The organism is Pseudomonas sp. NC02 (assembly GCF_002874965.1).
In the GTDB taxonomy this organism is placed as follows: Bacteria; Pseudomonadota; Gammaproteobacteria; order Pseudomonadales; family Pseudomonadaceae; genus Aquipseudomonas.
The window spans coordinates 3975031-4000385 of the sequence record NZ_CP025624.1 but is presented as its reverse complement, the minus strand read 5'-3'; the positions used below and the strand labels follow the sequence as shown (position 1 = coordinate 4000385).

The 25355-nt window shown below is 62.1% G+C and carries 18 protein-coding genes; 17 read left to right on the top strand and 1 reads right to left on the bottom strand.

Going from position 1 to position 25355, the window contains the following annotated elements:
* Positions 1-88: 88 nt before the first annotated feature.
* The 6 genes from C0058_RS18760 to C0058_RS18735 all read left to right on the top strand — a co-directional run bounded on the left by C0058_RS18760 (position 89) and on the right by C0058_RS18735 (position 9757).
* Positions 89-1531 (top strand): outer membrane protein transport protein, encoded by a 1443-nt coding sequence (locus tag C0058_RS18760; protein WP_008437147.1) that lies wholly within the window; start codon positions 89-91, stop codon positions 1529-1531.
* Positions 1532-1793: 262 nt separating this feature from the next.
* Entirely contained in the window at positions 1794-4331 is a 2538-nt protein-coding gene (locus C0058_RS18755) for an acyl-CoA dehydrogenase (RefSeq protein WP_102369299.1), read from the top strand.
* 159 nt (positions 4332-4490) lie between these two features.
* Complete coding sequence (locus tag C0058_RS18750; protein ID WP_102369298.1) at positions 4491-5834, top strand: 3-oxoacyl-ACP reductase; 1344 nt, start codon at positions 4491-4493, stop codon at positions 5832-5834.
* A gap of 2 nt (positions 5835-5836) precedes the next feature.
* Positions 5837-6727 (top strand): MaoC/PaaZ C-terminal domain-containing protein, encoded by an 891-nt coding sequence (locus C0058_RS18745; RefSeq protein ID WP_087694128.1) that lies wholly within the window; start codon positions 5837-5839, stop codon positions 6725-6727.
* The gene (locus C0058_RS18740; RefSeq protein ID WP_102369297.1) at positions 6724-8022 is read left to right on the top strand and encodes an acetyl-CoA C-acetyltransferase; all 1299 of its coding nucleotides are present in this window, start codon (positions 6724-6726) and stop codon (positions 8020-8022) included. The genes C0058_RS18745 and C0058_RS18740 overlap by 4 nt, the downstream gene beginning before the upstream one ends.
* Positions 8023-8053: 31 nt before the next feature.
* Positions 8054-9757, top strand: coding sequence for an AMP-binding protein (locus tag C0058_RS18735; protein WP_102369296.1), 1704 nt, complete (start codon positions 8054-8056; stop codon positions 9755-9757).
* Between the two features lie 142 nt (positions 9758-9899).
* On the opposite strand, the gene C0058_RS18730 is transcribed toward C0058_RS18735, so the two are convergent.
* Positions 9900-10796 carry a MurR/RpiR family transcriptional regulator gene (locus C0058_RS18730; RefSeq protein ID WP_003214679.1) on the bottom strand — a complete coding sequence of 299 codons (897 nt, stop codon included), beginning with the start codon at positions 10794-10796 and terminating at the stop codon, positions 9900-9902.
* A 303-nt stretch (positions 10797-11099) separates the two neighbouring features.
* On the opposite strand from C0058_RS18730, the gene iolC reads away from it, so the two are divergent.
* From iolC to C0058_RS18670, 11 genes are all read left to right on the top strand, one after another.
* Positions 11100-13037, top strand: a complete 1938-nt coding sequence (iolC, locus tag C0058_RS18725; protein ID WP_102369295.1) for a 5-dehydro-2-deoxygluconokinase — start codon at positions 11100-11102, stop codon at positions 13035-13037.
* 147 nt (positions 13038-13184) lie between these two features.
* The gene (gene iolE, locus C0058_RS18720; protein WP_003214685.1) at positions 13185-14078 is read left to right on the top strand and encodes a myo-inosose-2 dehydratase; all 894 of its coding nucleotides are present in this window, start codon (positions 13185-13187) and stop codon (positions 14076-14078) included.
* A complete protein-coding gene (gene iolB / locus C0058_RS18715) occupies positions 14075-14869 on the top strand; it encodes a 5-deoxy-glucuronate isomerase (protein ID WP_003214687.1) in 795 nt (264 codons plus the stop codon). Before iolE ends, iolB begins: the two co-directional genes overlap by 4 nt.
* 22 nt (positions 14870-14891) lie before the next feature.
* Positions 14892-16394 (top strand): CoA-acylating methylmalonate-semialdehyde dehydrogenase, encoded by a 1503-nt coding sequence (locus C0058_RS18710; RefSeq protein WP_102369294.1) that lies wholly within the window; start codon positions 14892-14894, stop codon positions 16392-16394.
* A gap of 29 nt (positions 16395-16423) precedes the next feature.
* Entirely contained in the window at positions 16424-17239 is an 816-nt protein-coding gene (locus tag C0058_RS18705) for a TIM barrel protein (RefSeq protein WP_102369293.1), read from the top strand.
* A 10-nt stretch (positions 17240-17249) separates the two neighbouring features.
* Positions 17250-19181: a 3D-(3,5/4)-trihydroxycyclohexane-1,2-dione acylhydrolase (decyclizing) gene (gene iolD / locus C0058_RS18700; RefSeq protein WP_102369292.1), complete on the top strand. Its 1932-nt coding sequence runs from the start codon at positions 17250-17252 to the stop codon at positions 19179-19181.
* 19 nt (positions 19182-19200) lie between these two features.
* Positions 19201-20211, top strand: a complete 1011-nt coding sequence (locus tag C0058_RS18695) for a Gfo/Idh/MocA family protein (protein WP_008437157.1) — start codon at positions 19201-19203, stop codon at positions 20209-20211.
* Positions 20212-20371: 160 nt separating this feature from the next.
* On the top strand, positions 20372-21232 hold the full coding sequence (locus C0058_RS18690; protein ID WP_003214697.1) for a sugar phosphate isomerase/epimerase family protein: 861 nt from the start codon (positions 20372-20374) through the stop codon (positions 21230-21232).
* 113 nt (positions 21233-21345) lie between these two features.
* Positions 21346-22386: a Gfo/Idh/MocA family oxidoreductase gene (locus C0058_RS18685; protein ID WP_102369291.1), complete on the top strand. Its 1041-nt coding sequence runs from the start codon at positions 21346-21348 to the stop codon at positions 22384-22386.
* A 365-nt stretch (positions 22387-22751) separates the two neighbouring features.
* Positions 22752-23687 (top strand): sugar ABC transporter substrate-binding protein, encoded by a 936-nt coding sequence (locus C0058_RS18675; RefSeq protein ID WP_003214701.1) that lies wholly within the window; start codon positions 22752-22754, stop codon positions 23685-23687.
* Positions 23688-23750: 63 nt separating this feature from the next.
* Positions 23751-25304, top strand: coding sequence for a sugar ABC transporter ATP-binding protein (locus C0058_RS18670; RefSeq protein ID WP_087694121.1), 1554 nt, complete (start codon positions 23751-23753; stop codon positions 25302-25304).
* Positions 25305-25355 lie beyond the last annotated feature (51 nt).

Genomic DNA, 25355 nt, shown 5'->3' with positions numbered 1-25355 from the left:
GGTTGAAATATGCCCCTGAACGGGCAAACGAAGCAGCAAGACGAGCCGGCTCGAGCAGGCTCAGTTTGATAACAATAAGGAGTGCCGCATGAATAATAAAAAACAACAGGTGCAGGCTGTATTGGGGCTCGCATTGCTGGGGGGGCTGATGATTACCGCTCCGGCGCAGGCAGGTGGTTTTGCTACCCCGACCTATGGCGCGCAGGGCTGGGGCCGTGCCTTTGGTGGTGGTTCGCTGTTCAAGGATGACCCTTCAGCTGCGTACAACAACCCGGCTGCCATGGCATTTATTGATCACACTATCGTGCAGCAAACCGTCGACTACGCCCGCGTCAATATCAAGTACAAGGGCAGTGCTTACGACTACAAGGGAGATCCGAGCAGTTCCAGCGTCATTGATCCGTTGACAGGTATACCTACCTCAACCCCGCGCACAGGCAACGGCGGCGAAGCAGGCTTCACCGCTTGGCTGCCTACCGGCTTTGCGGTGATTCCGCTCAATGACCGTTTTGCGCTCGGCTTTAGCGCTGTTGTCCCTCAAGGCATGAAAAGTACCTGGGACCCGGACTGGAAGGGTCGCGACTTCGCCGTCGACACCAAGATCGAAACGGTGGGTGTGACGGGCTCGCTGTCGTTCAAGGTCAACGACCAGTTCTCCATTGGTGGTGGCGCCATCGTGCAGCACAGTAGTGGCTTCGTCAGCCAGAACGTCGACCTGCTGGCAGCGGCGGCCTTGTCGCCAGGATTGGGCGGTGCACCCTTTCCTTCGGGGGTTGGGCATGCCTTGATGCGGGTCAAGGTAGATAACACCTCTGTCGGCTGGTTTGCCGGCGTGGTCTGGAAGCCAACGCTGCAGGATACTGTTGGCCTGAACTACCACGCCAAGATCAAGAACAAGCTGGAGGGTAACTACAATATCTATGCCGATGACGGCTCCAGAAGCCTGATGACCGATATCAACCCTGCTTTCGGCAAAACCCTGGTAGAGCAGGCGTACCCGGGCCTGCATCTTTACCCGGATGGCGCCAACGCCTCAACCCAGCTGGATATTCCGGCCAATGCCGCGATTGATTGGGTGCACGTGTTCAATGACCGCTTCACCCTGGGTGTCAGCGCCATGTGGACGCAATGGTCTTCGTTCAAGGACCTGACCCTGAAGTCCGACGGCAGCACCATCGTGTCGATTCCCTACAAGTACCGTGACGTCTGGATGCTGTCGGTGGGCGGTGACTACAAACTCACCGACGACTGGACCGTGCGTGCCGGTGTCGCCAATGACCAGACTCCAACCCGTAACTCCACACGTGACCCACGTATTCCTGACGGTGACCGCTGGTTTGCTTCCCTGGGGCTGAGCTACGCCGTAAGAGCTATTCCGGGGCTGACCCTGGACGGTGCGTACTCCCGGCAGTTTGTGGAAGAGGTCAAGTTGAAGACGCAGAACGTCGATCGTCTCGGCGGCGCACGCCTGGATGGCAAGGTCGACAGCAAAGGGGAGGTGGTCAGCTTATCAGCGACTTACGCGTTCTGATCGCGTGCAGTGAAGTGAATTGACTAGCCGATAAAGGAGGGCAGCAAGCGCATCTTGCTGCTCTTCCGGCATTTCTCACGTGCTCCCTTTGATCCATCAGGCTGACTTGCTCAGCCCTTGATTTTTTCGCCCAAGCATTAAATAAAAATTTCAAAACAAAATTTGAATTTATCTTTTCAAGTTTGTAGTGTGGCTTTACGTCACAGGTCATTCCGATCTGCCCGGGCGTTGGCCGTACCCTGAATTGAGTAGAGGTATCCCCATGGTTATCTGGTTATTGGCGGGACTCGCAGCAGCGATTGCCCTGGCGTATCGACAAGCCGCTGCCACCCTCTGGCTGGGTGCCGGCCTGGTCTGGCTGGCGGCCGGTTACCTGTTCAACGCAGTCGCCGGTTTCGGCGCCGGCGTCGTGGCGGTGCTGGTGGTGTTGCCCGCGCTGCTGCTGACGATCAAACCCCTGCGCCGCACCCTGTTGACCAGCAAGGCCCTGGGCCTTTTTCGCGGCATCATGCCGGCGATGTCCGACACCGAGCGTGCTGCCATCGAGTCCGGAACCGTGTGGTGGGACGCCGAGCTGTTCAGCGGCAAACCGCGCTGGGAACGCCTGCTGCAAGCCGCACCGGCCAGCCTCAGCGCTGAAGAACAGGCTTTCCTCGACAACGAAGTGGAGACCCTGTGCGACATGTCCAACGACTGGGAAACCACCCAGGTCTGGCAAGACATGTCCCCCGAAGGCTGGCAGTACACCAAGGATGCCGGCTTCCTCGGCATGATCATTCCCAAGCAGTACGGCGGCAAAGGCTTCTCCCACTATGCGCATTCGCAAGTGGTGATGAAGCTCTCGACCCGCTGCTCGGCGGCGGCGATTTCGGTGATGGTACCCAACTCCCTGGGCCCGGCCGAACTGCTGCTGCATTACGGCACCGACGCCCAGCGCAACTACTACCTGCCACGCCTGGCCCGTGGCGAAGACATCCCGTGCTTCGCCCTGACCAGCCCGTATGCCGGCTCCGACGCCGGCGCGATTCCAGACCTGGGCATCGTCTGCAAGGGCGTGCACGAAGGCGAGGAAGTACTGGGTTTCCGTGTGACCTGGGACAAGCGCTACATCACCCTCGGCCCAATCGCCACGGTGCTCGGCCTGGCCTTCCGCGCCGAAGACCCGGACGGTCTGCTCGGCCAGCCGGGTTCCCTGGGCATCACCTGCGCGTTGATCCCCACCACCCATCCGGGGGTGAACAGCGGCCGGCGTCACTGGCCACTCAACGCGGTATTCCAGAACGGCCCGACCACCGGCAAGGATGTGTTTATCCCGCTGGAATGGGTGATCGGCGGCCGCGAGCAAGTCGGCAACGGCTGGCGCATGCTGATGGAATGCCTGGCGGCTGGCCGGGCGATTTCCCTGCCGTCGGCCAACGTCGGCCTGGGCAAGGTGGCTGTGCGCGGCACCACCGCTTATGCGGCGATGCGCAAGCAATTCGGCCTGCCCATCGGCAAGTTCGAAGGCGTGCAGGCGCCCCTGGCGCGCATGGCCGGGCATTTGTATGCCTGCGACGCGGTGCGCAAGGTCTCGGTAGCGTCATTGGATGCCGGTGAAAAACCCTCGGTGATCTCGGCCATCGCCAAGTATCACGTTACCGAGCGGGCACGCATCATCGTCAACGACGGCATGGACATCGTGGCCGGCAAGGGCATCTGCATGGGGCCCAACAACTTCCTCGGCCGGGCCTACCAGCAAAGCCCCATCGCCATCACGGTGGAAGGCGCGAACATCATGACTCGCTGCCTGATCATCTACGGCCAGGGCCTGATCCGCTGCCATCCGTATGTGTTCCGCGAGATGGAAGCGGCGCGCAATACGGACCGGCGCAAGGCCCTGGTAGATTTCGACAGCGCAATGTTCGGTCACCTGAGCTTCGTGCTGGCCAATACCGTGCGTGCCGCAGTGTATTCGCTGACGGGCGGACGGCTGATTTCCGTGCCGGGCAAGACCGATCCGGCGCTGGCGTCCTACTACCGCCAGGCCAATCGGCTGTCGGTGGTGTTGGCGTTGATCTCGGACATTTCCATGGGCGTGCTGGGCGGTGCCCTCAAGCGCAAGGAAAGCATCACCGGGCGGCTGGGGGACATTCTGTCCCAGCTGTACATCCTGTCCTGCGTGCTCAAGCGTTTTGAGGATGATGGCCGGCCACAGGCAGATTTGCCGCTGGTGCATTGGGCGGCCCAGGACGCGTTGCTGCGCGCCCATGAGGCCCTGGCCGAAGTGCTCGACAACTACCCGTCGAAAGCCGCGGCGGCGGTGGTGCGTGGCTTGACGTTCCCGTTCGGTATTCCACAGCGCAAACCGTCGGATCGCCTGTTGGCCCAAGTGGCGGAACTGGTGCAGGTGCCGGGGGAAACCCGCGACCGCTTGCTGGGTAATTCCTACATTCCTCGGCCGGAAATCGACAAGCTGGCTTACGGCGAGCTGGCCTTGCGCCTGTTGCCGCAAGTGGAGCTGATCGAGGCGCGGCTCAAGGGGGCGATCAAGCAAGGCCTGATCGAGCCAATGCCGATTTCCAGTGCGGCGTTTACTCCGTGGCGAGTCAAGGCGCGGGCGCTGGACCTGATCAGCGAGGAAGACGACAGCTTGCTCGCGCGCTATGTGGAATATGGCGATCACGCGATCCAGGTGGACGACTTCCCGCAGGACTTCGGTTTGCTGGAAGCCTTGCAACAGCGCCAGCAGGCGCTGGAACTGGCCGCCAAACCGAGCGCAAGACGCCGCGCCAACCAAGGCGAAAACGCACCGGTCAACTGACTGGAACTGGAGGAGCACGACCCCTGTAGGAGCTGGCTTGCCTGCGATAGCGTTGGTTCAGTGCCAGATGTGTTGGCTGACACACCGCAATCGCAGGCAAGCCAGCTCCTACAAGGATCGGGTTTCCATGGCAACACCGTGTTGTGAGTGAGTTTATCCATGAGTGACAGCTACCTTTCTTTCGTCAATTCCCCCTGGGGAGCCTGGCTGGCCCGCACTGCCGGGCTGCCCCAACCCCTGGCATTGCAACGTCACCGCAGCGGCCAGCAAGGCCTGGCCAACCCGGTAATCGTCGCGGGGGTAGGGCGCCTGGGGGCGCAAATCCAGCGCATCTTCACCGCCACCGACACAGTGACCGCCACCGCTGCGACCCTCAAGGCACCCTCCACGGTCAAGGTCCAGGGCGCGGTGTTCGACGCCAGCGACATCGCCGACCTCAAGCAGTTGGACGAGCTCTACGAATTCTTCCACGCCAACGCCAGGCGCCTTGGGCAGCACGCCCGGGTGGTGGTGCTCGGCACCGCGCCGGAGTTGTGCAAGGACCTGCCCCAGGCCATTGCCCAGCGTGCCCTTGAGGGCCTGGTGCGTTCGTTGGCCAAGGAGTTGCGCCGGGCGATCACCGTGCAGTTGATCTACGTCGCACCGGGTGCCGAGGACGGGCTGGAAAGCAGCCTGCGGTTCTTCCTGTCGCGGCGCTCGGCCTATGTTTCGGGGCAGGTGGTGCGCCTCGAAAAACCCGTCGATAGCCCAACCGAAATCAACTGGGACAAACCCCTCGGCGGCCGCCGTGCCCTGGTCACCGGCGCCTCCCGTGGCATCGGCCTGGCAATCGCCCAGGTGCTGGCCCGCGATGGAGCCCATGTGGTCTGCGTGGATGTGCCCCAGGCCCAGGATTCGCTGCAAAAGGCGGCCGGCAGTGTCGCAGGCACCGCACTGGCGCTGGACATCACCGCCACCGATGCCGCGCAGCAGTTGCACGCCCATGTCAGCCAACACGGTGCATTCGACGTGGTGGTGCACAACGCCGGGATTACCCGTGACAAGACCATCGCCAAGATGACTGAGACCGCGTGGCGCAGCGTACTGGCGGTCAACCTGGAAGCACCGTTGCACCTGAGCACGGCGCTGCTGGAAAGCCAGGGCCTGAATCCGGGCGGGCGGATCGTGTGTGTCTCATCAATTTCCGGTATCGCCGGCAACCTCGGGCAAAGCAACTACGCCACCTCCAAGGCCGGGGTGATCGGACTGGTACAAGGCCTGGCCCCGCAGGCGGCGGCGCAGCAAGTGACGGTGAATGCCGTGGCACCGGGCTTTATCGAAACCCAGATGACCGCGAAGATCCCGCTGATGATTCGCGAAGCGGGGCGGCGGATGAACTCGATGTCCCAGGGCGGGCAACCCATCGACGTGGCAGAAACCATCGCCTGGCTGGCGCATCCGGCATCCGGCGGGGTCAATGGCCAGGTGGTGCGGGTCTGCGGCCAAAGCCTGTTGGGAGCCTGAGCATGGACTATGTGACGCAGATTATTGACCCGCCGCCCTCGCGGTCGCGGCTGTTGCTGGACGGGGTATTGGGGCTGCGCAAACCGAAGCTGGAAGGCGAGCCGACGTTGCCGAAAGAACGCCTGGTGCGTTCGGCCGTCGAGCTGTCTGCCCAAGGGATCGCGGCTTACGGTCGGGCCTGTGGTTTCCGCCATGAGCAAGGCGTGCCGCTGTCCTATCCCCATGTGCTGGCGTTCCCCTTGCACCTGATGCTGCTGACCCGCCCGAGTTTCCCGTACCCGGCCAGCGGCATGGTGCATTTGGCCAATCGCATCCGCCAGCATCGACGGCTGGAGGCGGGCCAGGCCTTGCGCCTGGAGGTGTATTGCGAACGCTGGGTCGCCCATCCGAAAGGCCAGGCCCTGAGCATCGCCACCCGTGGCTACAGCGCGGGCGCCCTGATATGGGAGAGCGACAGCCTGTACCTGCGCCGTGACGTAAACGCGCCGGTTGGCGAGCCGTGGGACGACGCGTTGCCCTTGCAGGAAGAAGGTTTGCTGCGCACTCAACGCTGGGTGCTGCCGGCGGATCTGGGGCGGCGTTTCGCCAGGGTCTCGGGGGATTTCAATCCGATTCACACCTCGGTGATTGGCGCCAAACTCTTCGGCTTTCGCCGGGCCATCGCCCACGGCATGTGGACCCTTGGCCGCGCCCTGGCCGCCCAGCAACCCCCCGGCGGACTGGACCAGGCCGAGGCCCATTGCGACTTCAAGCTGCCGATCTTCCTGCCCGGCCAGGTGGCGCTGTGGAACGTTCCGCCAACCGGCCCGCGCCGTGAGTTTGAAGTGCGCAATTTCGCCGGTGACAAACCCCATATGCGTGGGCTGTTTATCTGGAATGAGACCGATCGATGAGTGACTACAGTTTCAACCCGGCCCCGACGCGCCGCGTGGCGATTATCGGCGGCAACCGTATCCCGTTCGCCCGCTCCAACACTGTGTACGCCCATGACAGCAACCAGGATCTGCTGGTCGCCGCCCTGCAAGGCCTGGTGGACCGCTACAACCTTCACGGCCTGCGCCTGGGCGAGTTTGCCGCGGGTGCGGTGATCAAGCATTCCCGGGATTTCAACCTGGCCCGGGAAAGCCTGCTGTCTACCACACTGTCTCCCGAAACCCCGGCCTACGACCTGCAACAAGCCTGCGGCACCGGCCTGGAAGCGGCGTTGCTGGTGGCGAACAAGATCGCCCTTGGGCAGATCGAAGTGGGCGTTGCCGGTGGTTCCGACACCACCTCCGACGCGCCCATCGGCATCAACGAGTCCCTGCGCCGCACCTTGCTTTCAGCCAACCGCGCCAAGGGCACCGGCGCCAGGTTGAAGGCCTTGATGGGGGTGCGCCCGTCGATGTTTTTCAAGCCGCTGCTGCCGCGCAATGGCGAGCCGCGCACCGGCTTGTCCATGGGTGAACACTGCGAGGAAATGGCCAAGCGCTGGCAGATCAAGCGCCTGGCCCAGGACGAGTTGACCCTCACCAGCCACCAGCGGCTGGATGCGGCGTACAAGCAGGGTTTCTTCGATGATTTGATCAGCCCGTATCGCGGCCTGGCCCGGGACAACAACCTGCGGGCCGACGCCAGCCTGGAGAAACTTGCCGGCCTGTCACCGGCCTACGACCGCCAGAACGGCACGCTCACCGCCGGCAACTCCACGCCCCTGACTGACGGCGCGTCGGTGGTGCTGCTGGCCAGCGAGGAATGGGCCGCCGAGCGCGGCTTGCCCGTATTGGCGTACCTGCGAACCGGTGAAACCGCTGCGGTGAATTTCGTCGACGGCACCGAAGGCCTGCTGATGGCGCCGGCCTACGCCGTGCCACGCATGCTCAAGCGCGAAGGCCTGACGTTCGCCGACTTCGATCTGTTCGAGATTCACGAAGCCTTCGCCGCTCAGGTGCTGTGCACCCTCAAGGCCTGGGAAGACCCGGATTACTGCCGCGACCGCCTGGGCCTCGACGCGCCGCTGGGCAGCATCGACCGCAGCAAGATGAACGTCAACGGCGGCTCCCTCGGCTGCGGCCACCCCTTCGCCGCCACCGGTGGCCGGCAACTCGCGGCACTGGCCAAGGCGATCCACCAGCGTGGCGGCGGCCGCGGCCTGATTTCGATCTGCGCGGCGGGTGGGTTGGGCATTACCGCTATCGTCGAAAAGTAGTTCCCACCATAAAAACAACAAGGAGACTGCCATGAACGCTGTAAGCCTGGAACAGACCGAACGCCTCTGGTTGAACGCTTACCTGCCCGGCGTACCGGCAGACATCGACGCCGGCATCGAGGATTACCCGTCGTTGCGCGAGGTGTTCCTGGAGCACCTGCACAAATTCCGCGACCGCGTGGCCTACGTCAGCATCGGCACCGAAATGACCTACGCCGACTGGGAGGTGCAGGGCATCGCCTTTGCTGCGTGGCTGCAAGACCAGGGTGTGAAGAAGGGCGACCGGGTGGCGCTGATGATGCCCAACTGCTTGCAGTACCCGATCTGCCTGCTGGGCACGATTCTCGCGGGTGCGGTGGTGGTCAACGTCAACCCGCTGTACACCGCCCGGGAGCTGCAGCATTTGCTCAAGGACAGTGGCGCAGAGACCCTGGTGATCTTCGAAAACTTTGCCCACACCCTGGAGAAAGTGGTGGCCGCCAGTACCGTCAAACGTGTGGTGATCGCGGCCATCGGTGACCTGCTCGGCACCTTCAAGGGCGCGGCGATGAACTTCATCCTGCGCAGCGTGCAGAAGCAGGTGCCGCGTTTCAACCTGCCGGGGGCCGTGCGTTTCAACCAGGTGTTGAAACAGGGACGCGGGCAAACCCATCTCGCCGTGCCGATGAACCGCGAAGACCTGGCCTTCCTGCAATACACCGGCGGCACTACCGGCGATGCCAAGGGCGTCATGCTCAGCCATCGCAATATCATCGCCAACCTGTTGCAGGCCAAGGCGTGGGTCGGTGATCAGCTCGATCAGAACCAGCAGGAAACCAACGTCACCCTGCTGCCGCTGTACCACATCTTTTCCCTGACGGTGAACTGCCTGATGTTCATGTGCCTGGGCGGGCGCAACATCCTGATCGCCAACCCACGGGATGTGAAGCGGGTGCAGATGATCCTGCGCAAGGAGCGTTTCAACGGGATTGCCGGGGTGAATACGCTGTTCAACGGCCTGCTGGAAAACAAGGAATTCTGCGCCCGGGATTTTTCCGATTTGCGCATGGTGATCGCCGGCGGCATGGCCACCCATACCGCTGTGGCCAAGCGCTGGAAGGAAGTCACCGGCTTGCCGATCATCGAAGGCTACGGCCTCACTGAATGTTCGCCGGTGGTGAGCATCAGCCCCATCGACATCTCACGCATGCGCGAGATGGAATTCACCGGCAGTATCGGCGTGCCGTTGCCGTCGACCTGGGTGCGGTTCATTCGTGAGGACGGTGAGTTGGCGGAACTGGGCGAGCAGGGCGAACTGCAAGTACGCGGCCCGCAGGTGATGCAGGGTTATTGGAAACGCCCGGCGGAAACCGCCGAGGTGCTGGATGCCGAAGGGTGGCTGTCTACCGGGGACATCGGGGTGATGAATGAGCAGGGCTTCATCCGCCTGGTGGACCGCAAGAAAGACATGATCCTGGTGTCCGGGTTCAACGTGTACCCCAACGAGATCGAAGACGTGGTGGCGTTGCATCCGGGCGTGGCGGAAGTGGCGGCGATCGGGGTTGAGGATGGGGTGACCGGCGAGCGGGTCAAAATCATCGTGGTGCGCAAGGACCCAAGCTTGACCCAGGAGCAGATTCTGGCGCATTGCCGGGAATATTTGACGGGGTACAAGGTGCCGCGGTTTGTCGAGTTTCGTACTGAAGAGTTGCCCAAGACGACGGTGGGCAAGGTGTTGCGCCGGGCACTGCGCTAAGCCTGAGTGAACGCGGTCAAAAATGTGGGAGCGGGCTTGCTCGCGAATGCGGCGGAACAGTCGATGGAGATGTTGACTAACAGACCGCATTCGCGAGCAAGCCCGCTCCCACATTTGATCTTTGGTGGCTGAACGGTCGCAGTCAGTCGTCGAATCCCACCTGCTCATGAATCTCATCGACCTTCAATTCCAGCCGATACGCCACGGCAATAAACAACGCCTGGCACAGGCACAGCGTCGCACTCAGTGATCTGAACGCAAACGACGAGCCCTCATTCACCAGCAACACCGTGCTCGCCCGCTTGGCCAGGGGCGACAGGTTGCTGTCGGTAATGATCAGGGTCTTGGCCTGATGGTGCTGGGCAATCCGCAGGCAGTGCTGGGTTTCCTTGCCGTAGGGCGTAAAGCTGATGGCAATCACCAGGTCGTTGGCCCGCACACTGCGCATCTGCTCACGATAGCTGCCGCCCAACCCCGATACCAGATGGATGCGCTTGTTGGTGTGCTGCAGGTTGTACACCAGGTAGTCCGCCACGGCGAACGAGCGGCGCACGCCCACCACGTAGATATTGTCGGCATTCACCACCAGGTCCACGGCCTTGTCGAAGGCTGCGTCATCCAGTTCCAGCCCCAGGCGCTCGATCCCGGAGAGGGTGGCATTCACGCACTCACGCGCCAGGTCGCCGCCGCTGGCTTTCTGCGACTTGTTGGCGATCATGCTGCGGATGCGTTGCTGGTAGTTCTGCACCGGCGTGGTCTTGTGGGTGTAGGCCTCGCGGAACAGCGCCTGCATTTCACTGAAACCACTGAACCCGAAACGCTGGGAAAACCGCACGATGGCCGACGGGTGCACTTCGCATTCACGGGCGATGTCGCTGATGCGGTCGACCATGATCCGGTCGCTCTGCTGGCTCATGTAGCTGGCGATGCGCTTGAGCTGGCGCGGCAGGCTCTCGTATTCATCGGTGATCAGCTGCAACAACCGCTCGGCGTTCAGCGGCGGGCTGGCGAGTGCGTCTTCCGGGGCGCTCTGGGACATAGGGAATCCTTCTGGCTTGTTCTTATAGGGCGCGTCGAGGCGCCCCTGACAATAAGTCGATGTGCGCAAGTCTACAGGGTAGGCGCAAAAAAATACCTCGGCATCCCGCCCCACGGTGCAGCTGAAACGATGCACTGCGGCTGGGACATACCGATGATGGTGTATTGGAAAATATATTCCACAAAAAATATTTATAGAATAAATATTGATTGGCGTCACCAGACGTTCTAGTCTGCTTGCACCAAGAGCGTATGCCGCCACCGCGACGGCATACGCAGGCTGATAAAAATAACAGGAGCCAGCATGGGCCAGACTCGTTTTGCCAGTGGGCGTCAATTGGATCTGATTTGCCTGGGACGCCTGGGCGTCGACCTTTACGCACAACAAGTGGGTGCACGGCTGGAGGATGTCTCGAGCTTCGCCAAGTACCTCGGCGGTTCCTCCGCCAACATCGCGTTCGGCACCGCGCGGCTGGGGCTCAAGTCGGCGATGTTGAGCCGGGTAGGGGACGACCACATGGGGCGTTTCCTGCTGGAGTCCCTGGCCCGCGAAGGCTGTGACGTCAGCGGCATCAAGGTCGACCCGGAACGCCTCACCGCCCTGGTGCTGCTGGGCCTCAAGGACCGCGAAACCTTCCCGCTGGTGTTCTACCGCGAGAACTGCGCCGACATGGCCCTGCGTGCCGAAGACATCAGTGAAGCGTTCATTGCTTCCAGCAAGGCGCTGCTGATCACCGGTACCCACTTCTCCACCGACGGCGTGTACAAGGCCAGCATCCAGGCCCTGGACTACGCCGAGAAGCACAACGTCAAACGCGTGCTCGACATCGACTACCGCCCGGTGCTCTGGGGCCTGGCCGGCAAGGCCGATGGCGAAACCCGGTTTGTGGCCGACCAGAATGTCAGCCAGCACGTGCAGAAAATCCTCCCGCGTTTTGACCTGATCGTCGGCACCGAAGAAGAATTCCTGATTGCCGGTGGCAGTGAAGATTTGCTCACGGCATTGCGCACGGTGCGTGGCCTGACCTCGGCCACCCTGGTGGTCAAGCTTGGCCCCCAGGGCTGCACGGTGATCCACGGCGATATCCCGGCCCGCCTTGAAGACGGCGCGATCTACCCCGGGGTACGGGTGGAAGTACTCAACGTGCTGGGCGCCGGCGATGCCTTCATGTCCGGCTTCCTCAGCGGCTGGCTTGAAGACGCCAGCGACGAGCGCTGCAGCCAGTTGGCGAATGCCTGCGGCGGCCTGGTGGTGTCGCGCCATGCCTGCGCGCCGGCCATGCCGACCCGCGCCGAACTCGATTACCTGTTCAACAGCCCGGTGCCGATTACCCGCCCGGACCAGGACGCAGTGCTGCAACGCCTGCACCAGGTCAGCGTGCCGCGCAAGGTCTGGAAGCAGCTGTTTGTATTTGCCTTCGACCACCGCTGGCAGTTGGTGGAACTGGCCCAAAAAGGCGGCCAGGACCCGGCGCGCATCAGCGCCCTCAAGCAACTGTTTATCCAGGCCGTGGAACGGGTTGAAAGCAAACTGGCGGAGCAGGGCGTCGAGGCTGACGTCGGGATTCTGGCCGACCAACGCTTCGGCCAGGACGCGCTGAACGCCGCCAGCGGTCGCGGCTGGTGGATCGCCCGCCCGGTGGAAGTCCAGAACTCACGGCCGCTGGCCTTTGAACACGGGCGCTCGGTGGGCAGCAACCTGATTGCCTGGCCCCGGGAGCAGATCATCAAGTGCCTGGTGCAATTTCACCCCGATGACGAGCCATTGCTGCGCCTGGAACAGGAAGCGCAACTCAAGGCCCTGTATCAGGCGTCCCTGGTCAGCGGCCATGAGCTGCTGCTGGAAGTCGTGCCCCCCAAGGATCACCCGTCCACCTATCCCGACGTGCTCTATCGCAGCCTCAAGCGCCTGTACAACCTGGGCATCTACCCGGCGTGGTGGAAGATCGAGGCGCAGTCGGCCGCAGACTGGAAAAAGCTCGACGAACTGATCCAGGAACGCGATCCCTATTGCCGGGGCGTGGTGCTGCTGGGCCTGAACGCTTCCGCCGAATGCCTGGCCGATGGCTTCCAGCAAGCCAGCCAGAGCCAGACCTGCCGCGGTTTCGCCGTGGGCCGCACGATCTTCCAGGAGCCAAGCCGCGCCTGGCTGGCGGGGGAGATTGACGATCAAACCTTGATTGAGCAGGTGCAGTGCATCTTTGAGCAGTTGATTAATGCTTGGCGCAGTTCTCGAAGCTAAACACGCAATCAAATGTGGGAGCTGGCTTGCCTGCGATGGCATCACCTCGGTACACCTGTTGGACCGAGTCGCGCGCATCCCAGGCAAGCCAGCTCTCACATAAAGCAGATCTCAGGCAACTCTGAAAAAACAATAATAGGTGCAGCCATGCCCGCTATCCGAATTGGCATCAACCCGATCTCCTGGAGCAACGACGACCTGCCGGCCCTGGGCGGTGAAACGCCGTTGAGCACGGCCCTCAGCGAAGGCAAGGACATCGGCTACGAAGGCTTTGAACTCAACGGCAAATTCCCCAAGGACGCCAAAGGCGTCGGCGATGTATTGCGCCCCTACGACCTGGCGCTGGTCTCCGGCTGGTACTCCAGTCGCCTGGCCCGGCGCTCGGTGGCGGAAGAAATCGAAGCCATCGCCAGCCACGTCGAACTGCTGCGTGAAAACGGCGCCAACGTGTTGGTGTATGGAGAAGTCGCCGATTCGATCCAGGGTTCGCCGGTGCGCCTGATCGAACGCCCGCGTTTTCACAGCGAACAGGCCTGGCAGGAATACGCCGACAAACTCACCGAACTGGCGCGTTTCACCCTGTCCCAGGGCGTGCGCCTGGCGTACCACCACCATATGGGCGCCTACGTCGAATCCCCGGAAGACATCGACCAACTGATGCGCCGCACCGGCCCGGAAGTCGGCCTGCTGTTTGATTCGGGCCACTGCTACATGGGCGGCGGAGAGCCTATCGAGGTGCTGCGCAAACACATCGCCCGCATCTGCCACGTGCACTTCAAGGATGTGCGCAAGCCGGTGGTGCAACTGGCGCGCAACCAGATGTGGAGCTTCCCGGACTGCATCGTCAACGGCACCTTCACCGTGCCCGGCGACGGCGATATCGACTTCGCCGCACTGCTGGACGTGCTGCTGGCCGCCAATTACCAGGGTTGGCTGGTAGTGGAAGCCGAGCAGGATCCTGCCGTGGCGCCGAGCTACATCTATGCGAAGAAGGGTTACGACACCCTGCGCGCACTGTTGAGCGAGAGGACTGGACAATGAGCCTGTTGGTCAAAAGCAGCAAGCGCGGGCAAACCATGGTGGCGCTGGAAGAAGGGCGCCTGGAATACGTGGGCTTCGCCGCCTACCGCCTGAGCCTGGGTGAAACCTTGCCAGTCACCGCCGGCGACAAGGAACTGTGCCTGGTGCTGCTCAGCGGCCGGGTGACGATTCAGGGCGAAGGCTTCAACTGGGAAAACCTCGGTGATCGCCACTCGGTGTTCGAAGACAAGTCGCCCTTTGCCGCTTATTTGCCGCCAGGCACCGACGCTCAGGTCACTGCGCTGAGCGACGTGCAAATTGCCGTCTGCGCCGCTCCCGGCTCGACTGACGCCGGCCTGGCACCACGCCTGATCCGCCCCGAGCAATGCAAGCGCAGCGTACGCGGCAAGGGCGCCAATACCCGCTATGTGTGCGACATCCTGCCCGACAGCGAGCCTGCCCATTCGCTGCTGGTGGTGGAAGTGCGCACGCCGTCCGGTCACTCGTCGAGCTACCCGCCCCACAAGCACGACACCGACGATCTGCCGCACCAGAGCTTTCTCGAAGAAACCTACTACCACCAGATCAACCCGCCCCAGGGCTTTGTGTTCCAGCGGGTCTACACCGACGACCGCAGCATCGACCAGGCCATGGCCGTGGAAAACAGCGACCTGGTGGTGGTGCCCAAGGGGTATCACCCCGTCAGCGTGCCGTATGGCTACGAGTCCTACTACCTGAACGTGATGGCCGGCCCCAAGCGCGCCTGGCATTTCCATAACGACCCGCAGCACAGCTGGCTGCTGGATCTTTAAGCACTTTCGACGGAGAACAATAATGAGCAACGCCCCGGTAATCGGCCATTACATCAACGGCCAGGTGCACGACAGCGCCAGTGAGCGTTTCAGCAATGTGTTCAACCCGGCCACCGGCGAAGTCCAGGCCCGCGTCGGGCTGGCCAGCCAGAAGACCGTCGATGAGGCCGTGGCGTCGGCGCTGAAAGCCTTCCCGGCGTGGTCCGAGCAATCATCCCTGCGCCGTTCGCGGGTGCTGTTCAAATTCAAGGAATTGCTCGACCGGCACCACGATGAGCTGGCTGAAATCATCAGCCGCGAACACGGCAAAGTGTTCTCCGACGCCAAGGGCGAAGTCACCCGTGGTATCGAGATCGTCGAGTTCGCCTGCGGTGCGCCAAACCTGTTGAAAACCGATTTCAGCGACAACATCGGCGGCGGCATCGACAACTGGAACCTGCGTCAGCCACTGGGCGTGTGCGCCGGCATCACCCCGTTCAACTTCCCGGTGATGGTGCCGCTGTGGATGATCCCGTTGGCGCTGGCCACCGGTAACTGCTTCATCCTCAAGCCGTCGGAGCGCGACCCGTCCGCCAGTTTGCTGATGGCCCGCCTGCTGACCGAAGCCGGTCTGCCCGACGGTGTGTTCAACGTGGTGCAGGGTGACAAGAGCGCGGTAGACGGCCTGTTGCAGCACCCGGATATCGAGGCGATTTCGTTCGTCGGTTCCACCCCGATTGCCGAGTACATCCACCAGCAGGCCACCCAGCGCGGCAAGCGTGTGCAGGCATTGGGCGGGGCGAAGAACCATATGATCGTGATGCCCGACGCCGACCTGGATCAGGCGGCTGACGCCTTGATCGGCGCGGCTTACGGCTCGGCCGGCGAGCGCTGCATGGCGATCTCGATTGCCGTGGTGGTGGGCGATGTCGGCGACAGGCTGATCGAAAAACTGCTGCCGCGTATCGACCAGTTGAAGATCGGCAACGGTATGCAAAAAGACAGCGAGATGGGCCCGCTGGTTACCGCCGAACACAAGGCCAAGGTCGAAGGGTTTATCGACCAGGGCGTGGCCCAGGGCGCGAAGCTGATCGTCGACGGTCGTGGCTTCAAGGTGCCGGGCGCGGAGGGTGGTTTCTTCGTCGGTGCAACCTTGTTCGATAACGTCACCACCGAAATGAGCATCTACCAGCAAGAGATTTTCGGGCCGGTGCTGGGCATCGTACGGGTGGCGGATTTTGCCAGCGCCGTGGCTTTGATCAACGCCCATGAGTTCGGCAACGGCGTGTCGTGCTTTACCAGCGACGGCGGCATTGCCCGTGCCTTTGCCCGCACCATCAAGGTCGGGATGATCGGCATCAACGTGCCGATTCCGGTGCCGATGGCCTGGCATTCGTTCGGTGGCTGGAAGCGCTCGCTGTTCGGCGACCACCACGCCTATGGCGAAGAAGGCATTCGTTTCTACAGCCGCTACAAGAGCGTCATGCAACGCTGGCCCGACAGCATCGCCAAGGGCCCTGAATTCAGCATGCCAACTGCCAAGTAAAATTTTTTCGAGTGTGGAGCACAACAATAATGAAGTCGCCTCTACGTTTTGCCCTGAACCGCATGGTCGCCCCCAGCCTTTCCCTGCCCGATTTTATCCAGCTGGCGGTGACCCTGAAATGCGACGCCATCGAGATCCGCAACGACCTCAAGGGCATCGAGATTGAAGACGGCACCCCTGCCAGCCGCGTGCGCGAATTGTGCGCGGTGCATGGCATCACGGTGCTGTCGATCAACGCGCTGTACCCCTTCGATGTGTGGAATGACGAACGCCGTGCCCAGGCCATCAAGCTGGCTGCCTATGCCCGCGAATGCGGCGCGCAGGCGTTGGTGATGTGCCCGTTGAACGACCGCGCCGACTCGCGCAACGAAGCCCAGCGCGCGGCCGGTTTGCGCACCGCCTTGAGTGAACTGGCGCCGATCCTGCGGGAATACGGGATTCTCGGTTTTGTCGAACCCCTGGGGTTTGAAGAATGCTCCCTGCGCCGCAAGCGCGTGGCAGTGGATGCGATCAAGGCCATCGGCGGTCTGGATGTGTTTCGCGTGGTGCACGACACCTTCCACCACCACCTGGCCAGTGAACATGAGTTCTTCCCCGAACTGACTGGGCTGGTGCATATCTCCGGTGTGGAAGATGCCGACGCACCGCTGAACTCGATCCGCGACGGCCACCGCGTGCTGGTGGGCGAGGCTGACATCCTCGGCAATGCCGCGCAGATCGACACGCTGCTCAGCACCGGCTACAGCGGCCACCTGTCGTTCGAACCGTTCGCCGAAAGCGTGCACGGCCTGGCCGATATCAAGCAGGCATTGGGGGCGAGCATCGCCCACCTGCAGAAACGATAAGGAGCACCCCATGACCACAACCCGATTGACCATGGCCCAGGCCCTGGTGAAGTTTCTGGATAACCAGTACATCGAAGTCGACGGTGTGCAGAGCAAGTTTGTCGCCGGCATCTTCACGATTTTTGGCCACGGCAATGTGCTGGGCCTGGGCCAGGCCCTGGAGCAGGACAGCGGCGACCTGGTGGTGCATCAGGGCCGCAACGAACAGGGCATGGCCCACGCGGCGATTGGTTTTGCCAAGCAGCACTTGCGCCGCAAGATCTACGCGTGCTCCTCCTCGGTGGGGCCGGGTGCGGCGAATATGTTGACCGCCGCGGCGACCGCGACCGCCAACCGGATTCCGTTGCTGCTGTTGCCCGGTGATGTCTACGCCAGTCGCCAGCCCGATCCGGTACTGCAACAAATCGAACAGTTCCACGACTTGAGCATCAGCACCAACGACGCGTTTCGTGCGGTCAGCAAATACTGGGACCGCATCAACCGCCCGGAACAGCTGATGACGGCGGCGATTCACGCTATGCGCGTGCTCACCGACCCGGCGGAAACCGGCGCCGTGACCCTGGCCCTGCCGCAGGATGTACAGGGCGAAGCCTGGGATTACCCGGATTACTTCCTGCAAAAACGCGTGCACCGTATCGACCGTCGCCCGGCGACCGAAGCGATGCTGGGGGATGCCGTGGCGGCGTTCAAGGGCAAGCGCAAACCGCTGATCGTGTGTGGCGGCGGGGTCAAATACTCCGGGGCGAATGCCGCGCTGCAAGCCTTTGCCGAACGCTTCGACATTCCTTTCGCGGAAACCCAGGCGGGCAAGAGTGCGGTGGTTTCAAGCCATCCAATGAACCTCGGCGGTCTTGGTGAAACCGGCTGCCTGGCGGCGAACCTGCTGGCACCCGAGGCGGATCTGATCATTGGTATCGGCACGCGCTATACCGATTTCACCACGTCGTCGAAGTCACTGTTCAAGCATCCTGAGGTGCAGTTTCTCAACCTGAATATCAGCCCGTGCGATGCACTGAAACTCGATGGCGTGCAGTTGCTGGCGGATGCCAAGGTTGGCCTGGAAGCACTGGCTGAAGCCTTGGGCGACTACCGTTCCAGCTGGGGGGATCAGCCACGGGATGCCAAGGCGCAATTGGACGTCGAAGTCGACCGGATCTACCAGGCGGAATACCAGACTGAAAACTTCGTCCCTGAAATCAACGACCACATGGACCCGGCGGTGCTGCGTGAGTTTATCGAGCTGACCGGCTCCTGCCTGACCCAGAGCCGCGTACTCGGTGTGCTCAACGAAGCCCTGGCCGACGACGCAATCATCGTCGCCGCCGCCGGCAGCCTGCCCGGTGACTTGCAGCGCAGCTGGCGCAGCAAGGGCGTCAACACCTACCACGTCGAATACGGTTATTCGTGCATGGGCTATGAGGTCAACGCCGCGTTGGGCGTGAAGCTGGCCGAGCCCGAGCGCGAGGTGTACGCACTGGTGGGCGACGGCTCGTACATGATGCTGCACTCGGAGCTGGCCACCTCGATCCAGGAGCGGCGCAAGATCAACGTGGTGCTGCTGGACAACATGACCTTCGGCTGCATCAACAATTTGCAGATGGAACACGGCATGGACAGCTTCGGCACCGAGTTCCGCTTCCGCAACCCCGAGACCGGCAAGCTCGACGGCGGTTTTGTGCCGGTGGACTTCGCCATGAGTGCGGCGGCCTATGGTTGCAAGACCTACAAGGTCAACACCGTGGAGCAGTTGCAGGCGGCGCTGGCCGATGCGCGCACGCAAACCGTGTCGACGCTGATTGATATCAAGGTCCTGCCGAAAACCATGATCCACAAATACCTGTCGTGGTGGCGCGTCGGTGTGGCGCAGGTGTCCACCAGCGCGCGCACCGATGCGGTGGCCAAACAACTCAATGAACGCCTGGCCAAGGCCCGGCAGTACTAATAACAAGAGGAGTGTTTTCATGTCTTTGAAGTTGGGTGTTATCGGTACTGGCGCCATCGGCCAGGATCACATTCGTCGCTGCAGCCAGACCTTGCTCAACAGCCAGGTGGTGGCCGTGACCGACATCAACCTTGAGCAGGCGGCCAAGGTCGTCGCTGACCTGAAACTCACCGCCGAGGTGTACCCGGACGGCCACGCGCTGATCAATTCGCCGCAGGTCGAGGCGATCCTGGTGACCTCATGGGGCCCGAGCCACGAAGAATTTGTGTTGGCGGCGATTGCGGCCGGCAAACCCGTGTTCTGCGAGAAGCCGCTGGCGGTGACTGCCGAAGGCTGCCGCAAGATCGTCGAGGCCGAAGTGGCCCACGGCAAGCGCCTGGTGCAGGTGGGTTTCATGCGTCCGTATGACCAAGGCTATCGCGCCTTGAAAGCCGTGATCGACAGCGGCCAGATCGGCGAGCCGCTGATGCTGCACTGTGCCCACCGCAACCCGAGGGTGGGTGAGAACTACAAGACCGACATGGCGATCACCGACACCCTGATCCACGAGCTGGATGTGTTGCGCTGGTTGCTGGCCGATGACTACGTGTCGGTGCAGGTGGTGTTCCCGCGTAAATCGAGCAAGGCGCTGGCGCACTTGCGTGACCCGCAGATCGTGCTGCTGGAAACCGCCAAGGGCACGCGCATCGATGTGGAAGTGTTTGTGAACTGCCAGTACGGCTACGACATCCAGTGCGAAGTGGTGGGGGAGACTGGCATTGCGAAATTGCCGGAGCCGTCCCAGGTGCAGATGCGCAGCGGGGCCAAGCTGTCGAACGCGATCCTTATGGATTGGAAAGACCGGTTCATCGCGGCGTATGACGTTGAGCTGCAGGCGTTTATCGACGGTGTGAGGGCAGGGCAAGTGGGGGGGCCGTCGGCGTGGGATGGTTTTGCCGCGGCGGTGGCGGCGGATGCGTGCATTGAGGCGCAGAACAGTGGGCAGATTGTGAAAGTGGGCCTGCCACCGCGTCCGCATTTCTACGGCTAACCACAATCCTCACTGATGTAACGCAGTCAGTGTGGGAGCGGGCTTGCTCGCGAATGCGGCCTTTCAGTCAACATTTGCATCGACTGACCCACCGCATTCGCGAGCAAGCCCGCTCCCACATTTGACCGAGTTCCTACCTCAGATTCGGGAGATCTCAAGCATGCGCATCGCATTAGACCCCTACATGTACCGCCACCTGCCCCTCGGCCAAATGGTCGACAAGGCCGCCGAGCTCGGCTACCAGCACATCGAACTCTCGCCCCGGGAAGACTTCCTGCCGTTCTACAAGGCCCCCCGGGTCGACCGCGCGCGCATCAAGGAATTTCGCAAGGCCCTGAGCGACGCCGGCGTGCAACTCTCATCCCTGCTGCCCATGTACCACTGGGCCGCCGCCGACGAAGGCCTGCGGGTTGCCGCCGTGCGCAACTGGAAGCGCGCGATCCAGATCGCCGTGGAAATGGACTGCGAGCTGGTCAACACCGAATTCACCGGCCAGTCCGACAATCCGTTGGTGTGCGAAAACCAGTTCATGCGCTCCATGGACGAGCTGATGCCGGAGTTCGAGCGCGAAGGCATCAAGCTGGATATCCAGGCGCATCCGTACGACTTCTGCGAGCGCAACAACGAGTCGGTGGACATCATTCGCGGCCTCGACCGCGACTGGATCAACTACCTCTACGCCGCGCCGCACACCTTCTTCTATGACGACGGCAAGGGCGATATCGCCTCGATGCTCAAGTACGCAGGCTCCAAGCTCAGCCACTTGATCATTGCCGACACTTACAACCACCGCGCTTCGTCCAACCTGCGCTACATCGTCAACCCGCCGGGCGTCACCGCCACCGTGCACCAGCACCTGGACATCGGCCAGGGCGAGGTGAACTGGGAGGCGTTTTTCGGCACTCTGCGGGAAATCAAGTTCGACGGCATTGCCACGGTGTCGGTGTTTGCCTGGGAAGACCGGCCGGATGAGTCCAACCGGATGATGCTGGAGCGGGTGACCCGCGAGTTGTGCTGTTAGACCGTTGTGGCGTGCCCTGTGGCGAGGGAGCTTGCTGCCCCGAAAAGCTTGCGACTGCTACGCAGTCGAGCGGGAGCAAGCTCCCTCGCCACAATTAACCAAGGAGTATTTGTATGCGAATCGGACTGGTTGGATACGGCAAAGGCGGCCGTGTATTTCATGCACCCCTGATAGCCAGCCTGCCGGGGGCGACCTTTGTCGGCGTGGTGACACGGTCACCCGAACGTCGCCAGCAACTGGCGACGGATCACCCCGGAGTGAAGGCCTTCGACAGTATCGGGCAGATCACCGAGGCCGGTGTCGACGTGCTGGTGATCTCCACCACCCTCAAGGGCCGTCCGGCCCTGGTGCTGGAGGCCATCGAACACGGTGTGGCGGTGGTCAGCGACAAACCCTTTGCCAGCAATGCCGAACAGGCCCAGGCCTTGATCACCGCCGCCGAGCGCCAGGGCGTGCTGCTCAGCGTCTACCAGAACCGGCGCTGGGATTCGGACTTCCTGACCCTGCGCAAGCTGATCGACGCCGGAGCCCTGGGCTCCGTCACCCGCTTTGAATCCCGGGTGGAGCGCTACAACCCGGGCTCGGTGGGCAATGCCAGCGGCGGCGGCTTCCTGCGGGACCTGGGCAGCCATCTGGTGGACCAGGCCATGCAACTGTTCGGCCCGGTGGACCGGGTGTTCGCGCAGTTGCACTATACCGCCGATGAGCGGAGCGTGGACCACGGCTTCTTTGTATCGCTGACCCACGCCAACGGGGTGATTTCACACCTGTGGGGCAGCGCCCTGCAAAACAGCCAGGCCCCGCGGTTTCGGGTGAATGGCACGGCCGGTTGCTACACCATCGAAGGGCTGGACGGCCAGGAAGAGGCGCTGCTGGCCGGCAAGACCCCGAAAACCGAAGGCGAGCACTGGGGCGCTGAAGAACATCGACGCTGGGGCTGGTTCGAGCAGGGGCCGGATCGTGAGCGGGTGCCGTCGGAAAAGGGCCGTTGGAATCAGTTCTACAGTCAGCTGCAAAGCGCGGTGGAAGGCCACGGCGAGTTGCCGGTGAACGTCCTGGATGCGCTGGCAACCACCCGCGTACTGGACGCCGCGCGCCTGAGTTCAGAGCGCCAGCAGGTAGTGGAAATGGCGGCTATGGAGCCTCATGGATGAAAAATAGAATAAAATTCTAAAACAGGTTGATATGGAAATTATTTTCCAATAAAGTCATTCCAGGTTGCATAAAGTACGTTCGGACTCGATTCGGGCGACTCGACAAAAACAAGATCAAAACAACCAGGTACCGTCAGATGAAAATCTTCAACGCTGTACTGCGAGTTTTACGTCCTGCCCTCCAGCCACGCGGTCTGCCCCGCGCCCGGCCGTTTTACTTTTCCCTCCTGAATGTCCTGTGCGTCGAAAGCAAGGGTTCCCTGGTGTGCTGCATTCCGGGGGCGCCGATCGTTCGACTGCCGACCGCTTCGCTCTGAAAAACGCAACGTCCACAAAACCAACAAGAAATTGGAGACAGACCGTTCATGAAGACCCCGATCCGTTTTACCGCGCTGGCCCTGTCCATGATGCTCGCCAGTGGTTTCGCCACGGCGGCCGATATCAAGGTGGGCGTGAGCATGTCGGCGTTCGATGACACCTTCCTGACTTACCTGCGTGAAGACATGGACAAGCAAGCCAAGTCCTACCCCAAGGGTGACGGCGTGCAGCTGCAGTTCGAAGACGCCCGCGCCGATGTGGTCAAGCAACTGAGCCAGGTCGAGAACTTTATCAGCCAGAAAGTCGACGCCATCATCGTCAACCCGGTCGACACGGCGTCTACCGCCAATATCAGTAAAGCGGCCCTCGCGGCGGGCATTCCGCTGGTGTACGTCAACCGTCGTCCCGACCAGACGGATCTGCCCAAAGGCATCGTGGCCGTGACCTCCAATGACGTCGAGGCGGGCCGTCTGCAAATGCAGTACATCGCCGAAAAGCTCGGCGGCAAGGGCAAGATCGTGATCCTGCTGGGTGACCTGGCGAACAACTCCACCACCAACCGCACCAAGGGGGTGAAGGAAGTCCTGGCCAAATACCCAGGCATCACCATCGAGCAGGAACAGACCGGCATCTGGCTGCGTGACAAGGGCATGACCCTGGTCAACGACTGGCTGACCCAAGGCCGTGAATTCAACGCGGTGCTGGCCAACAACGACGAGATGGCCATCGGTGCGTCCATGGCGTTGAAGTCGGCGGGCACCAAGCCGGGCACCGTGTTGATCGCCGGGGTGGATGGCACACCGGACGGTTTGAACGCGATTACCAAGGGCGACATGGCCGCGTCGGCGTTCCAGGACGCCAATGGCCAGGCCGTGGGTTCGGTGGAAGCGGCGCGCAAGATGGCCAGGCACGAGCCGGTCGAGCAGAACGTGGTGATCCCGTTCAAGCTGATCACCCCGGACAACGTCAAAGACTTCAAGTAGCCCTTAATAACAACAATAAACCGGCAGGGCAGCCACGGCGGCCCTGCTGACGGAGTACCCGATATGTTTGCTCAAGCGACTGCTTCCCAGCCTCCCGGTATCCAGCCCTTGGTACTGGAAGAACCCTATCTGCTGGAGATCTCCAACATCAGCAAAGGCTTTCCCGGCGTCGTGGCCCTGGCCGATGTGCAGCTGCGGGTGCGCCCCGGCTCGGTGCTGGCGCTGATGGGCGAGAACGGCGCGGGCAAGTCGACACTGATGAAGATCATCGCCGGCATCTATCAGCCCGACGCCGGTGAAATCCGCTTGCGTGGCAAGCCGATCAAATTCGAAACACCGCTGGCAGCGCAGAAGGCCGGGATCGCGATGATCCACCAGGAACTCAACCTGATGCCGCACATGAGCATCGCCGAGAACATCTGGATCGGTCGCGAACAGCTCAACGGCCTGCACATGGTCAACCACCGGGAAATGCACCGCTGCACCGCGCAATTGCTGGAGCGGCTGCGGATCAACCTCGACCCGGAGGAACACGTCGGCAACCTGAGCATTGCCGAGCGGCAGATGGTCGAGATTGCCAAGGCGGTGTCCTATGACTCCGACATCCTGATCATGGATGAACCGACCTCCGCCATTACCGACAAGGAAGTGGCCCACCTGTTCTCGATCATTGCCGACCTCAAGTCCCAGGGCAAAGGCATCATCTACATCACCCATAAAATGAACGAAGTATTCGCCATCGCCGATGAAGTGGCGGTGTTCCGCGATGGCGCCTATATCGGCCTGCAACGGGCCGACAGCATGGACAGCGACAGCCTGATCTCGATGATGGTGGGGCGTGAGCTGAGCCAGCTGTTCCCGGTGCGTGACAAGCCCATCGGCAATCTGCTGCTGTCGGTGCGCGACCTGCGCCTGGATGGGGTATTCCAGGGCGTGTCGTTCGACCTGCATGCCGGGGAAATTCTCGGTATCGCCGGGCTGATGGGCTCCGGGCGGACCAATGTGGCCGAAACCATTTTCGGCATCACCCCAAGCTCCGGCGGCGAGATCCAGTTGGACGGCAAGACCGTGCGCATCACCGACCCGCACATGGCCATCGAGAAGGGCTTCGCGCTGCTGACCGAAGACCGCAAGCTCAGCGGCCTGTTCCCCTGCCTGTCGGTGCTGGAAAACATGGAGATGGCTGTGCTGCCGCATTACTCCGGCAATGGTTTTATCCAGCAAAAAGCCCTGCGTGCCCTGTGTGAAGACATGTGCACCAAGCTGCGGGTGAAAACCCCGTCGCTGGAGCAATGCATCGACACCTTGTCCGGTGGCAACCAGCAAAAAGCCCTGTTGGCCCGCTGGCTGATGACCAACCCACGGCTGCTGATCCTCGACGAACCCACCCGCGGTATCGACGTGGGCGCCAAGGCCGAGATCTACCGGTTGATTTCCTACCTGGCCAGCGAAGGCATGGCGGTGATCATGATTTCCTCGGAGCTGCCCGAGGTGCTGGGCATGAGCGACCGGGTGATGGTGATGCACGAAGGCGACCTGATGGGCACCCTGGACCGCGCGGATGCGACCCAGGAAAAAGTCATGCAACTGGCTTCCGGTATGACGGCGGTCCACTAACGAACAGACGGCGCCGGCCCGTTGTGGCCGGCGCAACGCGATAAAAAAGGT